The organism is Knoellia sp. LjRoot47, from assembly GCF_964253435.1.
Lineage (GTDB): Bacteria > Actinomycetota > Actinomycetes > Actinomycetales > Dermatophilaceae > Knoellia.
Genome location: NZ_CAXUQS020000001.1, coordinates 787,448 through 802,023 on the forward strand (window position 1 = coordinate 787,448; position 14,576 = coordinate 802,023).

Annotated in this window: 14 protein-coding genes and 1 tRNA gene; 7 read left to right on the plus strand and 8 right to left on the minus strand. The window is 71.5% G+C overall.

Translation table 11 applies throughout. From position 1 onward, the window contains the following. From ACSQ11_RS03965 to ACSQ11_RS03975, 3 genes are read left to right on the plus strand one after another with little or no spacing between them, the layout of a single operon-like run. Positions 1 to 1,191: an anhydro-N-acetylmuramic acid kinase gene (locus ACSQ11_RS03965; RefSeq protein WP_436003267.1), complete on the plus strand. Its 1,191-nt coding sequence runs from the start codon at positions 1 to 3 to the stop codon at positions 1,189 to 1,191. Positions 1,192 to 1,196: 5 nt separating this feature from the next. Then, positions 1,197 to 2,792, plus strand: coding sequence for a GNAT family N-acetyltransferase (locus ACSQ11_RS03970; RefSeq protein ID WP_436003269.1), 1,596 nt, complete (start codon positions 1,197 to 1,199; stop codon positions 2,790 to 2,792). Then, positions 2,789 to 4,450 carry a dipeptide ABC transporter ATP-binding protein gene (locus tag ACSQ11_RS03975; RefSeq protein WP_436003271.1) on the plus strand — a complete coding sequence of 554 codons (1,662 nt, stop codon included), beginning with the start codon at positions 2,789 to 2,791 and terminating at the stop codon, positions 4,448 to 4,450. Before ACSQ11_RS03970 ends, ACSQ11_RS03975 begins: the two co-directional genes overlap by 4 nt. Here ACSQ11_RS03975 and ACSQ11_RS03980 read toward each other — a convergent pair whose 3' ends face one another. The 4 genes from ACSQ11_RS03980 to ACSQ11_RS03995 form a co-directional block, all read right to left on the minus strand. Beyond that, the gene (locus ACSQ11_RS03980; RefSeq protein WP_436003273.1) at positions 4,451 to 5,101 is read right to left on the minus strand and encodes an alpha/beta hydrolase; all 651 of its coding nucleotides are present in this window, start codon (positions 5,099 to 5,101) and stop codon (positions 4,451 to 4,453) included. A gap of 24 nt (positions 5,102 to 5,125) precedes the next feature. Continuing rightward, the gene (gene cutA, locus ACSQ11_RS03985; protein ID WP_436003275.1) at positions 5,126 to 5,464 is read right to left on the minus strand and encodes a divalent-cation tolerance protein CutA; all 339 of its coding nucleotides are present in this window, start codon (positions 5,462 to 5,464) and stop codon (positions 5,126 to 5,128) included. A gap of 3 nt (positions 5,465 to 5,467) precedes the next feature. Next, positions 5,468 to 6,043: a dCTP deaminase gene (dcd, locus tag ACSQ11_RS03990; RefSeq protein ID WP_436003277.1), complete on the minus strand. Its 576-nt coding sequence runs from the start codon at positions 6,041 to 6,043 to the stop codon at positions 5,468 to 5,470. A gap of 76 nt (positions 6,044 to 6,119) precedes the next feature. Further along, a complete protein-coding gene (locus ACSQ11_RS03995; protein ID WP_436003279.1) occupies positions 6,120 to 7,637 on the minus strand; it encodes an MFS transporter in 1,518 nt (505 codons plus the stop codon). Positions 7,638 to 7,699: 62 nt separating this feature from the next. On the opposite strand from ACSQ11_RS03995, the gene ACSQ11_RS04000 reads away from it, so the two are divergent. Beyond that, on the plus strand, positions 7,700 to 8,725 hold the full coding sequence (locus tag ACSQ11_RS04000) for a helix-turn-helix transcriptional regulator (RefSeq protein ID WP_436003281.1): 1,026 nt from the start codon (positions 7,700 to 7,702) through the stop codon (positions 8,723 to 8,725). A 64-nt stretch (positions 8,726 to 8,789) separates the two neighbouring features. Further along, positions 8,790 to 8,863, plus strand: a tRNA-Gly gene (locus tag ACSQ11_RS04005). A gap of 28 nt (positions 8,864 to 8,891) precedes the next feature. On the opposite strand, the gene ACSQ11_RS04010 is transcribed toward ACSQ11_RS04005, so the two are convergent. Together ACSQ11_RS04010 and ACSQ11_RS04015 are read right to left on the minus strand one after the other, a co-directional pair. Continuing rightward, entirely contained in the window at positions 8,892 to 9,338 is a 447-nt protein-coding gene (locus tag ACSQ11_RS04010) for a DUF3592 domain-containing protein (RefSeq protein ID WP_436003283.1), read from the minus strand. Positions 9,339 to 9,460: 122 nt separating this feature from the next. Continuing rightward, complete coding sequence (locus ACSQ11_RS04015; protein WP_436003285.1) at positions 9,461 to 10,396, minus strand: serine/threonine-protein kinase; 936 nt, start codon at positions 10,394 to 10,396, stop codon at positions 9,461 to 9,463. Between the two features lie 253 nt (positions 10,397 to 10,649). Here ACSQ11_RS04015 and ACSQ11_RS04020 point away from each other — a divergent pair, with 253 nt between their 5' ends. Then, complete coding sequence (locus ACSQ11_RS04020) at positions 10,650 to 11,063, plus strand: nuclear transport factor 2 family protein (protein WP_436003287.1); 414 nt, start codon at positions 10,650 to 10,652, stop codon at positions 11,061 to 11,063. A 58-nt stretch (positions 11,064 to 11,121) separates the two neighbouring features. On the opposite strand, the gene ACSQ11_RS04025 is transcribed toward ACSQ11_RS04020, so the two are convergent. Together ACSQ11_RS04025 and ACSQ11_RS04030 are read right to left on the minus strand one after the other, a co-directional pair. After that, positions 11,122 to 11,913: a DUF1206 domain-containing protein gene (locus tag ACSQ11_RS04025; protein ID WP_436003289.1), complete on the minus strand. Its 792-nt coding sequence runs from the start codon at positions 11,911 to 11,913 to the stop codon at positions 11,122 to 11,124. A gap of 45 nt (positions 11,914 to 11,958) precedes the next feature. Further along, positions 11,959 to 12,522 (minus strand): hypothetical protein, encoded by a 564-nt coding sequence (locus tag ACSQ11_RS04030; protein WP_436003291.1) that lies wholly within the window; start codon positions 12,520 to 12,522, stop codon positions 11,959 to 11,961. 178 nt (positions 12,523 to 12,700) lie between these two features. On the opposite strand from ACSQ11_RS04030, the gene ACSQ11_RS04035 reads away from it, so the two are divergent. Continuing rightward, positions 12,701 to 14,572 (plus strand): acyl-CoA dehydrogenase, encoded by a 1,872-nt coding sequence (locus ACSQ11_RS04035; RefSeq protein ID WP_436003293.1) that lies wholly within the window; start codon positions 12,701 to 12,703, stop codon positions 14,570 to 14,572. Positions 14,573 to 14,576: the final 4 nt, after the last annotated feature.

The following is a 14,576-nucleotide window of genomic DNA, read 5'->3' on the forward strand; positions in this document are numbered from 1 at the left end:
ATGCGCTGGCTCGGGCTCATCTCGGGAACCTCGCTCGACGCCGTGGACGCGATCGTCGTCGACCTCACCCTGGGTGGTGAGACCGGCGACGTCCTCGAGGCGCGTGTCGTCGGGGGCCGCTCGACGCCCTACCCGCCCGAGCTGCGGTCGCGGCTCCTCGCGGCCCTGCCTCCGGGGCCCTGCACCGCCCACGAGCTCACCCAGCTCGACACGCTCGTCGGCCAGCACTTCGCCGCGGTGGCCGCGTCGGTCGCTGACGAGCACGGCGGTGTCGACGCAGTGTCGAGCCACGGCCAGACGACCTACCACTGGGTCGAGGACGGCCATGCTCTCGGGACGATGCAGATCGGTCAGCCGGCGTGGATCGCAGAGCGCCTCGACTTGCCCGTCGTGAGCGACCTTCGCGCGAGGGACGTTGCGGCACAGGGGCACGGCGCGCCTCTCGTCCCCCTGCTCGACGTCCTCGCCCTGGCGGGAGCCGGTGACACCGACGAGGTCGTCGCCGCTCTCAACCTCGGTGGGATCTCCAACATGACCCGGGTCGAACCGCAACCGGACGGGGGACCGGGCATCACGGCATACGACATCGGTCCGGCGAACGGTCTCGTCGACGCGGTGGTGACGGCCCGCGGACTCACGCCCGAGGGCTACGACGTGGGCGGTGCGATCGCAGCGTCAGGTTCCGTCGACGAGGAGCTGCTCGCGACGCTCATGGCCGACCCCTACTACGACCTGCCGGCGCCAAAGTCGACCGGCAAGGAGTACTTCCACCTCGACCACGTCTTCTCCGCGCTCGGTGACCGCACCCTCGGGGACGCCGACCTCGTCGCGACCCTCACGCGACTCACGGGCGAGGTCGTCGGACGAGAGCTGCTGCGCACCCATGTCGCTCGCGTCCTCGCGTCCGGCGGCGGCTGCGACAACCCGGTGCTCATGCAGGCGATCACCGACGCCGCACCCGGCATCCGGATCGACACGACCGAGGACCTCGGGATCCCGACCGACCTCAAGGAGGCGTTCGCGTTCGCACTCATGGGCTGGGCGACGTGGCACGGACTCCCGGGCAACGTCCCCGCGGCGACCGGCGCGTCCGGTCCGCGCGTCCTCGGGTCGCTGACTCCCGGTGCGGATCCGCTGCGCCTGCCCGAGCCGCTCGCCTCGCTGCCGCGTGCCCTGGTGGTCGTGCGGTGACGGCGGTGCGTGCCGCGTCCCGCGACGACCTCGCCGCGGTCCAGGACCTCTTCTGGGAGTGCTGGACCCGTTCGTATGCCGCCTTCGCGGCTCCCGAGGTCCTCGCAGGGTTGTCGCGCGCCGACGCCGACACCCGCTGGTCCGACGCGATCGGGAGGGACGAGACGCTCGTCGCCGCCGACGACACCGACGCGGTCGTGGGGGTGGTGCGCTTCACCGCCGACGACGACCGGCTGGCGGTCCACTCGCTCTACGTCTCGCCGACGGTGCAGGGCCGCGGCATCGGTGGACTGCTGCTCGACGCCGCCGACCACGCCGCACCGGGCGTCGCCGGCTCGGACCTCTGGGTGTTCGACGACAACGCGCCGGCACGAGCCTTCTACGCCTCCCGGGGCTGGCTCCCCGACGGCGGCACCCGGATCGACCACCGCTTCGGTATGCCGGAGGCCCACCTCACCCGGACCGCTCCCGGAGGGGCGGCTCGGGTGCTGGTGGGTCGGGGAGTGTGCGTCGAGGACGCGGAGAACCCTCCGCCCGGTGCCGTCGTCGGAGCATGGACGCCGGGCCGTGAGGCGATCGAGGTGGCCGGGGTGCGCGACACCTCCGGTGCGCCCATGACCCGCGACACCGTGCACGACCTCGCGTCGGTGACCAAGCTCGTCACGACCTGCGCGGTCATGGCGCTGGTCACCGCCGGCCGGCTCGACCTCGACTCGCCTGTCTCGCGGCACCTCGCGTGGACCGGACCCGACCCGACGATCCGCGACCTGCTCCAGCACCGCGCCGGCCTGCTGCCGTGGCAGCCCCTGCACCACGTGGTGCGCAGCCCCGACGAGGTCCTCGCGGTGCTGCCGGGGATGCCGCGCGGTTCGGGCATCGGTGAGGCGTTCGCCTACTCGGACCTGTCGTTCATCACCCTCGGGGCCGTCGTCGAGGCCGTGACGGCTCAGCCGCTGAATGCCGCGATCCGCACCCTCGTCACCGAGCCGCTCGGTGTCGGGCTGCACTTCCGGCCGGTTGCCGGAACGGGCAGTGACCCCGGCGACGTCGCCGACGCGAGAGACGTCGCCGAGTCCGCGCTCGACGAGGGGTGGGAGGAGCGGATGATCGCCACCGGCGAGCCGTATCCGGTCCACCTCACCCCCGCTTCGGACCTCGCACCCCTGCCACGGCGCAGGGAGCCCATCCGCGGCTCGGTCCACGACGCCAACGCGTGGCATGCGATGGGCGGGGTGTCCGGTCACGCGGGCCTGTTCGGCTCGGTGCCCGACCTGCTCGCGCTGGGGCGCGCCCTCGTCGACACGAGCCATGGCCTGTGGAGTCCTGACGTCGTCGAGAAGTTCACCACTGCCGGGCCCGACCCGCTGCAGGGGTTGGGTTTTCGCGTCCGACCGCTGGGCGGGGAGCGAGCCGCAGGGCCACGGCTCGCGTGGCACCCCGGCTTCACGGGCACGGCCCTCGGGGTGCGGCTCGGGGCCGACCCCGCCGTGGTCGCGATGGCGACCAACCGACACCTGCACGGCGGAGCACCCGTGCCCACCGACCGGCTGTGGGAGCGCGTGCTCCAGGCCGAGCTGTTCGCCGAGGAGGCGCACCGATGACCGACGACGCCCCGGCCCTGAGCATCACCGACCTGCACATCGGTTTCCGGTCGCGCAGCGGCCTCGCCCCTGCCGTGCGGGGTGTGAGCTTCGACATCGCCCGGGGCGAGACGCTCGCCCTCGTCGGCGAGTCGGGATCCGGCAAGTCCACGACCGCCGCCGCCGTGAACCGGCTGCTGCCCGACACCGCCGAGATCGGCTCGGGCTCCATCGTCGTCGCGGGCCGCGACGTCGCCGCCCTCGATCGTCGTGAGCTGCAGGCGCTCCGTGGAGCCGGCATCGGGCTCGTCCCGCAGGACCCGATGACGAACCTCAACCCGGTGATGCGGGTCGGCGAGCAGATCGCCGAGGCCTTCGAGGTCCATGACGTCGCCTCCGGTGCGGCCGCACACGCACGCGCCGTCGAGCTGCTCGAGGCGGTCGGCATCACCGACGCCGCCGCCCGCGCCCGCCAGTACCCTCACGAGTTCTCCGGCGGCATGCGTCAGCGGGTCCTCATCGCCATGGGGCTGGCCTGCAAGCCCGCGCTGCTCATCGCCGACGAGCCGACGTCGGCCCTCGACGTCACCGTCCAGCGACGGGTGCTCGACCTCCTCGACGACCTCACCGACGAGATGGGCACCGCGGTCCTGCTCATCACCCACGACCTCACCCTCGCCGCCGAGCGCGCCGACCGGGTCGCGGTCATGCAGAACGGCGAGATCGTCGAGATCGGAACCGCCCACGACGTCATGCACGCACCCCGGCACGACTACACCACGCGCCTGCTCGCCGCCATCCCCGGCACCACCGCGACCACGCGCGCCCGTCTGGACGACCGCTCCGTCGCCGAGGGCACGCCCGCCGATGGCTCGTCGGCCGACACCGCCGCAGGCCCTCCCCTCGTCGAGGTGCGCGACCTCGTCAAGGTGTACGGAAGTGGCCCCGGGTCCCATGCTCTGCGTGGGCCGGCATACGCCGCTGTCGACGGGGTGAGCCTGACCATCCCGGCCGGGAGGACGGTCTCCGTCGTGGGTGAGTCCGGGTCCGGCAAGTCCACCGTCGCCAACCTGCTGCTCGGGCTCGTCGAACCCACGTCGGGCACGGTGCTCGTCGACGGCCGGGAGCGCGGGCGGGGCCGCAAGGCACTCAAGGCGGTGCGGCGCCGCATCCAGCCGGTGTTCCAGAACCCCTACGCCTCGCTCGACCCGCGGTTCACCGTCGGGCGCAGCGTGGCCGAGCCGATGGGCGTCCACGGCATCGGCGACAAGGCGTCGCGGCGAGCCCGTGTCGCCGAGCTCCTCGAGCAGGTGGCGCTGCCCGCCGACGTCGCCGACCGGCACCCGCACCAGCTCTCCGGCGGTCAGCGTCAGCGCGTCGCCATCGCGCGCGCCCTATCGCTCGAGCCCGACCTCGTCGTCCTCGACGAGGCCGTCTCGGCGCTCGACGTCCTCGTCCAGCAGCAGATCCTCGAGCTGCTGGCCCGGCTCCAGTCCGAGCTCGGGCTCGCCTACCTGTTCATCAGCCATGACCTCGCCGTCGTACGGATGATCTCGGACGAGGTCCACGTCATGCAGCGCGGCAAGATCGTCGAATCGGGCTCTCCCGAGGCGCTGTTCAGCTCACCGAAGCAGGACTACACGCAGGAGCTGCTGTCGGCCATCCCCAGAGGCACCTGATCAGCCCGGAGACGGTTCGCCCAGCAGCGACGAGGTGACGAACTCGGCGACCTCGCGGTGCCACGTCGGCGCGTGCCGGAGCATCGCGTGACCCTCGCCCTCGACGGGCCGCCACGTGACGTCGGCGCCCTTGGCCCGCAGCTGTTCCGCGAGCCGCTGGGTCCGGCGAGGGTCCGTGGTCCGGTCGCCGAGTCCGTGCATGAGCAGCACCCGCAGCCCGGGGTGCCCAGGGCGCGGGTCGCCCTCCTCGACCCACGGCGCCAGCGCGACGACCGTCGTCACGCCGGGCTCACCGGCGAGGTGGGTGACGACCCGGCCACCCATGGAGTGACCGACGAGCGCGACGGGCAGGCCGGCATACCTCTCGCGGACGCGGTCGAGAGCCCAGCGGGCGTCGGTGAGGGGTGTCTGCTCGGAGCCGTTCCAGCCGAAGTAGCGGTTCTTGAGCCGCACGACGGCGAGCCGGTCGCCCGCGCGCCGCTCGATCGCCTTGGCGAAGGGCCACATCCGCAGGACCGGGCCGTCCCACCACGGCATCGGGCCGAACCCCTTCTCGCCACCGCCGTGCAGCACGAGGACCACGCCCTCCGGCGACGGCGGCATGGTGCCGCGCAGGTCGTGGGCGACGAGCCGACCGAGCGGGTCCTTCACCGGCGCGCCGTCACGGGAGCCGAGTCACGATCGCTCACCGGCGCCGACCTCCGCGACGAGCCACGCGGCGTACGCGGCACTGGCCTCGACGATGGGCACCGCGATGATCTCGGGGGTCTCATAGGGGTGTTCCTCGCCGACGCGGTCGAGGATCTCGTCGAAGCGCGAGCGGTGCGTCTTGGCGACGACGAGCTGCTCCTGCGCCGTCGTCACGGACCCGTCCCACCGGAACGTCGACACGACGCCGGGCAGGACCTGCACGCAGGCGGCGAGCCGTTCCTCGACGAGGAGCCGGGCCAGGCGTGGGGCGTCGGCCGCCGGCGCCGCGATGCGGACCTCGAGCAGACCGTTGCCTCCCGCCACGGCTCAGACCTGGGTGCGGTGGAAGTTCTTGAAGCTGCGGCTGGCCGTGGGGCCGCGCTGGCCCTGGTAGTGCGAGCCGTACTTCGTCGAGCCGTAGGGGTTCTCGACCGGGCTGGACACCCGGAAGAAGCAGAGCTGCCCGACCTTCATGCCCGGCCACAGCTTGATCGGGAGCGTGGCGACGTTGCTCAGCTCGAGCGTGACGTGGCCGCTGAATCCCGGGTCGACGAACCCCGCCGTCGCGTGGGTGAGCAGGCCGAGCCGTCCGAGGCTCGACTTGCCCTCCACGCGCGCGGCGACGTCGTCGGGCAGCGTGACCGTCTCGTAGATCGAGCCGAGGACGAACTCGCCGGGGTGCAGCACGAACGGCTCGTCCGGCTCGACCTCGACCAGCCGGGTGAGGTCGGGCTGGTCCTCGGCCGGGTCGATGTAGGGGTACTTGTGGTTGTCGAACAACCGGAAGTAGCGGTCGAGGCGCACGTCGATGCTGCTCGGCTGGATCATCTCGGGATCCCACGGGTCGAGGACCACGCGTCCCTTGTCGATCTCGGTCTTGATGTCTCGGTCGCTGAGCAGCACGACGCCACAGTAGTCGGCGGGGACGCCACGCGTCCGGTGGGCAGCCGGGCTGCCCACCGGACGTCAGGGGTCGGTGTCAGTGCACCTGGGTGGGGTCCGCGCCGACGTGCGCGTCCGCGGGGATGATGCGGGTTGCCACCGCGGTCACGAGCGAGAGCACCGCGACCACGACGAGCACGGCGACGTATGCCGGCCCCAACAGGTCCGTGGGCATCGTTCCGGTCTGCCGGGCGGCCACCTCGAAGAAGAGCGTGCCGAGCGCGGCGGCGCCGACGGCGTTGGAGAGCTGGCCGGTGGTGTTGAACTGGCCGGACGCTGCGCCCGCGTGGCGCCCCTCGACATGCATGAGCCCGAGCGGGGCCGTCGAGGAGACGATGAAGCCGAAGCCGGCGCCCATGACGACGATGCCCGGGACGAAGGCCCAGGCGCTCGTCGCGGGGGAGGCGCCGACGACCGCCACGGCCGTGAGTCCGGAGCCGGCCGCCATGACGACGGCGCCGAGGCTGAGCACGGCTCGGCCGATCTTCGGCATGAGCACGGCCGCGCCGAGACCCGCGGTCACGGTGCACACGACCGCGAACGGGATGCCGACGAGGCCGGCCTTGAGGACGCTCCAACCGAGCCCGAGCTGGAAGTACAGCGTGTTCGCGAGGAAGTAGCCCGCACTGGCGACGAAGAGGAGGGCGCCGACGACGGTGCCCCCGGTGAAGGCCCGGCCCGCGTAGAGCTCGGTCGCGATCATCGGGTCGCCCCCACGACGACCCTGTCCGTGCTGCGAGCGCACGAGCGCGCCCAGGACGAGGACGCCTGCTGCCATGACGGCATACGTCCAGGTCGGCCAGCCGAGCTCGTGACCCATGACGAGCGGGTAGAGCACGGCAAGGAGCCCGGCCGAAAGGATCGCGGCGCTGCGCAGGTCGATGCGCGGGGCGCGGGCGGCGCGCGACTCGGGAACGAAGCGCAGCGCGGCGAGGAGGGCGACGACACCGATCGGGACGTTGACGAGGAAGACCCAGCGCCAGCCGGCCGTCTCGGTGAGGATGGCTCCGAGGATCGGGCCGAGGACGGCGGAGATGCCGGCGAGGCCGGAGAAGATGCCCATCGCGGTGCCGCGTTCGTGCGGGGCGTACATCACCTGGATGCTCGTGAGGACCTGCGGCACCATCGCCGCGGCCGCCACGCCCTGAAGGACGCGGAAGGCGACGAGCGCCTCGATGCCCGGCGCGAACCCGCACGCCGCCGACGCCACGGTGAAACCGACGAGTCCGACGAGGAAGAGCCGACGACGACCGAAACGGTCGCCGAGCCGCGCGCCGGTGATGAGCGAGACGCCGAACGCGAGCGGGTAGGCCGCGACGACCCACTGGAGCATCCCCGCGCTCGCGCTGAGGGCCGACTCGATCGTCGGGAGGGCGACGTTGACGATCGTGATGTCGATGAGCTCCATCATCGAGGCGAGAAGGAGGCTGACGAGGGCGAGGGTGCGCGCGCGTCCGCTGATCGGGGTATCGACGGCGGTGGCCGTGCCGACGGTTGCGGCGGCAGAGGCGGCTGAGATGGGCGAGGGGTGTTCCGAAGCGGTTGTCGTGGTCATGGGATCGACGCTAGAAGTCCTTCCGGTCAGTTTCTGTCCGTTATGTCTGCGACTCTGGATCCATGGCGAACACGAGCTCACGTACCCTGCGTCTGCTGTCCTTGCTCCAGACCCACCGGTTCTGGCCCGGCGTCGAGCTGGCCTCCCGACTCGAGGTGTCCGAGCGGACGCTGCGCCGCGACATCGACCGGCTGCGCGAGCTGGGCTACCCCGTGTCGTCGTCGCGCGGGCTGGAGGGCGGCTATCAGCTCGGGTCCGGTGGGTCGATGCCCCCGCTCGTCGTCGACGAGAACGAGGCGATCGCCATGGTCGTCGCCCTGGGGCAGACGGCGTCGGCCCAGTCGGGCGCCCTGGCCGACTCGACCCTGTCGGCGCTGTCCAAGGTCGTGCAGGTGCTGCCGGCGCGGCTGCGGCGTCGGGCGGAGTCACTGCGGGCGGTCACGGTGGACTCGCCGTTCGCGGAGGCGCCCGAGGTGTCCGCGGCCGTACTGGGTGCACTGGCCCAGGCGATCCGTGACGCCGAGCGGATTCGGTTCTTCTACACCGCTCGTGGCGGTGCGCGCGCCGGGGAGGAGGCACGGCGGCACGTCGAGCCCCACCAGCTCGTGACGGTGGGGCGGCGCTGGTACCTCTTGGCGTTCGACCTCGAGCGGGCCGACTGGCGCTCGTTCCGGCTCGACCGTCTCGGGGAGCCGCAGGGGACGAAGTCGCTGTTCCGCCGTCGCGAGATCCCGGGCGGGGATGCTGCGGCGTACGTGCGGGCGGGGCTGTCGGGTCGCGCAGCGGGGCACCGGCTCGTGACGGTGGTTGCGGCTCCTGCGGCGGAGGTCGAGAAGCGGATCGGCCGCTGGACGACGGTCGAGGACCTCGGGGACGGGCAGTGTCGCGTCACGGGCGAGGCGCGGGACGTCGGCTTCCTGCTGCTCGGCATGGGGTTGGTGGACGCGCCGTTCACCGTCGAGGAGGCGGGTGACGAGGTGCGTGCGGCGCTCGAGTCGTGGTCGACACGGTTCGCGGCGGCGAGCTCCGGCGGGCCGTCGGGCGGGCCATCGGGCGGGTCATCGGGCGGCGGAAAGGCTTCGCTCTAGCCGTCCGAGGGGCGGCTGCGACCGTGGGTTAAACTTCCCACCGCGCCCTCACGTGGGGGCGCTTGCCGGTGTAGCTCAATGGTAGAGCGCCAGCTTCCCAAGCTGGACACGCGGGTTCGATTCCCGTCACCGGCTCCACAACCGCATGACGTGGCGCCACGCCCTGTCACCGTCGCCACTTGTCCCAGTCGATCCGCCCGGTCATGGTCGGCCGGACGAGAGCGGACGCGAGCAGCCCGCCGACGGCGAAGAAGATGGGCGCAACGAAGTCCGGGCCCATCCGCACGTCGGCGACGTTGCCCTCCGGGTCGGCCGGGTCGTAGACGACCTCTGCGTCGTCACCGACCCTCGGCGTCGGGTCGAAGAAGTAGTTGCCGACCTCGGCCTCGACGTCGTCGCCGTTGGTGTCGCGGAACCGGATGACGACGTAGGGATCCCGCCCCGAGTCCTGCACCTCGATGATCTCGCCGGTGGTTCTCACACCGTTGTCGCTTAAGGACGTCGCACTGTGCCACGTCGTCCAGGCCCCGAACCCGCACCCCACGGCCGCGACCACGAGGAACCAGCCCGCCACCCGGGGACTGTTGGCCCAGCGCGCGAACCTGTTGCTCACGTGGCGACCCTCCGGATCATGGGTGCGAGGTTGCCACGATCCGGGCCGAGTGGAGCATTCCAGAGGTCAGGATCTCGGTGATCCTTCACGCGGATGGCGCGACCGGCGGCACTGGTGTGGGGTCAGGCGTCCTGGGCGGTGTTGACGCGGGACGGCGGGTAGGGCGTGAACATCCCGTCGGGGAGACCGGACACCACGGGACTGACGGCGGACTTGGCTCCCTCGACGAGGTGGTCGGGGGCGGTCCCCGCCGGAAGCCGCAGGGCTGCGGCGAAGGCAGCGGCGTCGGCCGGTCGCTGATCGGGCAGCTTGGCCAGACCGGCCAGCACGGTGGTCCGCAAGGGCTCGGGCACGGTGTCCGGGAGCTCCGGCGCCGGCTGGCCGACGTGGGCGAGGGCGGTGGTGATCATCGACTCGCCCGCGAACGGACGGTCACCGGTGATCATCTCGAACCCGACGACGGCCAAGGCATAGATGTCGCTGGCAGGCGTTGCCGGGCGGCCCTGGACCTGCTCCGGCGCGAGGTAGTGGGCGGTGCCGAGCATCTCGCCGGTCTGGGTGAGAGCAGAGCCCGACATCGCCTTGGAGATGCCGAAGTCGGTCAGCCGCGCGTAGCCGTCGTCGTCGACGACGATGTTCGCCGGCTTGACGTCGCGGTGGACGACCCCGGCCTCGTGGGCCGCCTGGAGGGCCGACGCCGCCTGGTGCAGGATCTCGGTGGCCAGGTCGGGCGCGAGCGGGCCCTCTTCGGCGATGACCGTCGACAGCGGCCGGCCCTCGATGAGCTCCATGACGAGGAAGGCCGAGTGCTCGCCCTCGCCGAAGTCGTGGACGGTGACGATGTTGGGGTGCTGGAGCGCGGCGGAGTTGACGGCCTCGACCCGGAACCTCTCGACGAAGGTCTCGTCGCCACTTCCGCCGGGACGCAGGACCTTGACGGCCACGGGTCGCTGCAACCTCTCGTCGAGGGCACGCCAGATCTGACCCATGCCGCCCTCGGCGATGAGGTCCTCGAGGCGGTAGCGGTCGCTGAGCAGCAGTCCGGGTACGTAGTTCACGAGCGGGGTCCCGTAACGCCGGCGGCGGGAGCAGCGCCGGGCGTCGGGAGGCAGGGGCTTGGGGTGGTCACGAGAATCCTGAGCAGGGAGGGTTCCCTCCACGACAGAGGGACGACACCACCATTGTCGCAGGTCGCAGGCCTGTCGTGGACATCACGAGCCCTCTGACTGAGCGCCGCAACGTCACCGCACACCGCCCGGGGCAGACTCGACCCGTCCGCACGAAGCCCCACCCTGCTGAGGGAGAACACCCATGAAGGCCTTCCGCGAGCTCGTCGAGTCCTCGATCGCACACGGCACCCTCACCGGTGTCGAGGCCCTCCTCGCCGACGACGTCGTGTTCACGAGCCCGGTCGCCTTCACCCCGTATCCGGGCAAGGCCCTCACGGCCGCGATCCTCGACGGCGTCGCCCGCGTCTTCACCGACTTCCGCTACGTCTCCAGCATCGAGGAGGGCAACCGCAGCGCCCTCGTGTTCGAGGCGATGGTGGGCGAGGTCTCGGTCAACGGGTGCGACTTCATCACGACGAACGACGACGGCCTCATCAGCGAGTTCACCGTCATGGTTCGACCGCTCTCCGGCGCCAAGGCCCTTGCCGACGCGATGGCACAGCAGTTCCCTCGCATCCAGGCCGAGGCACGGGACGCGGCAGCGCCTCCCTCCTGACCCGACGCCCGACCGTGGGCCGAGCCGGTGACGGTTCGGTGCACGCCCAAGCAGACGGTCAGACCCGCGCGTAGCGCGCCCGCGCGCCTCCGTAGACCCCGAACGCCGCCAGGCCGATGGCGACGAGGGTGAGGAGGACCTGGCCGGCGGGCGCCTCACGCAGCGTCCTCAGGGCGCCGTCCAGACCCGTGGCCTCCGAGGGCTTCTGGCGGATGGCGGCCACGACGAACAGGACACCGACGACGGTCAGGGCGACCCCCTTGGCGACGTACCCGATCCTTCCGGCCCGGACGGCCCAGGTGCCCGGGTGGCCCTCGAGATCCTCGAGGAACGTCTTCTTCCACCCCTTGTAGACGTGGTACCCGCCGACGCCGACGACCCCGAGCCCGAGCGCGCCGACGAGCAGCTGGCCACCCGAGTGGCTCATGAGGCTCGCCGTGACGTCCTTGGTCTGTCCGCTGCTGGAGGAGGACGAGCCGGTCGCGAACGTCAGGGCGGTCCAGGCCAGTGCGGCGTAGACCACGAGCTTGCCCACCGCCTTGGCCCGGTCGGCCGCCTCGGCTCCGTGGGCGCCGGTGATCGCCTCGGTGAGCTGCCACACCGCGAGCAGGACGAGCCCGACGACGGTGAGCCAGAGGACGAACGACCCACCGGTGCTGCCGGCCAGCGTCGCCAGGGCACCGGACTGGTCGGCCTTGCCTCCACCGGAGGTCCAGGCGACCTTGAGCGCGATGTAGGCGATGAGGAGGTGGAGCAGGCCACTCACCGCGTAGCCGAGCCTGGCGCCACGCTCGACGACGGTGGAGTTGCCGGCCTCGTGGGCCGCAGTCTTGACGTCCGGGGTCTTCACGCGCGTCAGCCTCCCACAGCAGCGCGCGGGTAGGTCGAGGTCGGGTCAGCCCCCGGGGACCATCCAGCGCAGGATCTCGATGAGCCCGACGATCGCGCAGACGACGACGAACGCCGCGATGACCCACGCGATGATCTGTGCCGCGTCGATGCCACCGCTCGACTCAGGGGGCGAGCTGGGCGTCCCGACCGCCGTGGACGCTGCCGCGTCGGCGGCGTCGCGCGCCTCGAGGGCCTTGGCCCGCAGCGCCTCGACCTTCTTCGAGCGCGGCTCCTGACGGACCGAGCGGGGCAGCGAGCGCCACATCGCGGCGAAGTCGTCGCCGTGCGACGTGCGCCAGGCATCGACGGCCGCCTCGACCTCAGGTCCCTTGACCCCCGCCCCGAACCACGCGGCGCCGGCCGCGGGCAGGTCGCCCATGCCGTGGTGGACCTCGCCGAGCAGCCGCAGCGCCTCGACGTCGCGCTCCTCGCGCACGTGGGCCGCGAGCAGGTCGCGCGCCACCCACAGCTCCTTGCGCTCGACCGCCGCGGTCGCCGCGTCGACGACCGAGCTCGACTCGGCTGCGTCGGGGGTCTTCGGTGCGTCGTCGCTGGGGGCGTCAGGCATGGCAGCCAGCGAACCACACCGCCGCGCCCGAGAGCAGGACCGGCACACACGGCATACCTAGGTTGTGCCGGTATGCCGGCCGCCCACCTGCCGTGACCCACGCCACTAAGCGTGCGCTTAGTCACAAACCCCGACCCCACCTTGCCTCGGCCTACTCGCCGGTAGCACCATGGTTTGCATGGGCCACTACAAGAGCAACCTGCGCGACATCGAGTTCAACCTCTTCGAGGTCTTCGGTCGCGGCGACGTCCTGGGGCAGGGCCCCTACGCGGACGTAGACACCGACACCGCGCGCGAGATGCTCAAGGAGATGGCGCGCCTGTCCGAGAACGAGATCGCCGAGTCGTTCCAGGACGCCGACCGCAACCCGCCCGTCTACGACCCGCAGACGCAGGTCGTGACGATGCCCGAGTCCTTCAAGAAGTCGTATGCCGCCTACCGCGAGAGCGGCTTCTGGAACGTCGACGTCCCCGGCGAGCTCGACGGCACCGTCGCCCCGCCGAGCCTGCGCTGGGCGATGAACGAGCTCGTCCTCGGCGCCAACCCGGCGCTCGCGATGTTCAACGCGTCCTACTCCTTCGCCAAGCTGCTCTTCCTGCTCGGCACCGACGACCAGAAGAAGCTCGCGCGCTGGATCATCGAGAAGGACTGGCACTGCACGATGGTGCTCACCGAGCCCGACGCGGGCTCGGACGTCGGCGCCGGCCGCACGAAGGCGACGCAGAACGAGGACGGCACCTGGGACATCACCGGGGTCAAGCGCTTCATCACGAGCGCCGAGTCCGACATGGTCGACAACGTCGTCCACTTCGTCCTCGCCCGCCCCGAGGGCGCCGGCCCCGGCACCAAGGGCCTGTCGCTCTTCATCCTCACGAAGTACGACGTCGACCTCGAGACCGGCGAGCTCGGCGAGCGCAACGGCGTCTACGTCACCAACGTCGAGAAGAAGATGGGCCTCAAGGTCTCCACGACCTGCGAGCTCACCTTCGGCGGCGAGAAGCCCGCCACCGGAACGCTGTTCGGCGACGTCCACGACGGCATCGCCCAGATGTTCCGCGTCATCGAGAACGCCCGCATGCTCGTCGGCACCAAGGCCATCGCCACCCTGTCGACCGGCTACCTCAACGCGCTCGAGTACGCCAAGGAGCGCGTCCAGGGCGCCGACCTCACCCAGCAGACCGACAAGTCCGCCCCGCGCGTGACGATCACCCACCACCCCGACGTGCGCCGCAGCCTCATGCTGCAGAAGGCCTACGCCGAGGGCCTGCGCGCGCTCGTCCTCTACACCGCGAGCCAGCAGGACGTCGTCGACACCGAGCAGCTGCGCACCGGCGCCGAGGCCATCGAGCAGGGCACCCCCGCCGAGCTCGCCAACCGCGTCAACGACCTGCTCCTCCCGATCGTCAAGGGCCTGGGCTCCGAGCGAGCCTGGGTGCTGCTCGGCACCGAGTCGCTCCAGACGTTCGGTGGCTCCGGCTTCCTCCAGGACTACCCCGTCGAGCAGTACGTCCGCGACGCCAAGATCGACACCCTCTACGAGGGCACGACCGCGATCCAGGGCCTCGACTTCTTCTTCCGCAAGATCATCAAGGACAAGGCCCAGGCCCTGACCACGATCGCCATGCAGATCCAGGAGTTCGCCAAGGAGCTCGGCGGCCACGACGGCCGGATCGACCGGGAGCGCGAGCTGCTCGGCGAGGCCCTCGAGAACGTCCAGGGCATCTTGGGCTACATGGTCGGCGAGCTCATGAAGTCCGACCCGCGCCAGGGCGGCGACGTCGCCAACCTCTACAAGGTCGGCCAGAACACCACGCGCCTGCTCCTCGGCGCCGGTGACCTCGTCGTCGGCTGGCTGCTCCTGCGTCAGGCCGACATCGCGCTCACCGCCCTCGAGGGCGAGGTGTCGGACAAGGACCGCGACTTCTACACCGGCAAGGTCGCGGCGGCGCAGTTCTACGCCCGCCAGGTCCTCCCCCGCCTCGCCGCGGAGCGCACCATGGCCGAGGCCACGGACAACGAGCTCATGGACGTCCCCGAGTCCGCCTTCTGACAAC

Excerpts from the sequence above, each read along its gene's own strand:
- ACSQ11_RS03965 (WP_436003267.1), top strand. The coding sequence starts at position 1 with ATGCGCTGGCTCGGGCTCATCTCGGGAACCTCGCTCGACGCCGTGGAC.
- ACSQ11_RS03975 (WP_436003271.1), top strand. The coding sequence starts at position 2,789 with ATGACCGACGACGCCCCGGCCCTGAGCATCACCGACCTGCACATCGGT.
- ACSQ11_RS03995 (WP_436003279.1), bottom strand. The coding sequence starts at position 7,637 with ATGACCACGACAACCGCTTCGGAACACCCCTCGCCCATCTCAGCCGCC.
- ACSQ11_RS04000 (WP_436003281.1), top strand. The coding sequence starts at position 7,700 with ATGGCGAACACGAGCTCACGTACCCTGCGTCTGCTGTCCTTGCTCCAG.
- ACSQ11_RS04020 (WP_436003287.1), top strand. The coding sequence starts at position 10,650 with ATGAAGGCCTTCCGCGAGCTCGTCGAGTCCTCGATCGCACACGGCACC.
- ACSQ11_RS04030 (WP_436003291.1), bottom strand. The coding sequence starts at position 12,522 with ATGCCTGACGCCCCCAGCGACGACGCACCGAAGACCCCCGACGCAGCC.
- ACSQ11_RS04035 (WP_436003293.1), top strand. The coding sequence starts at position 12,701 with ATGGGCCACTACAAGAGCAACCTGCGCGACATCGAGTTCAACCTCTTC.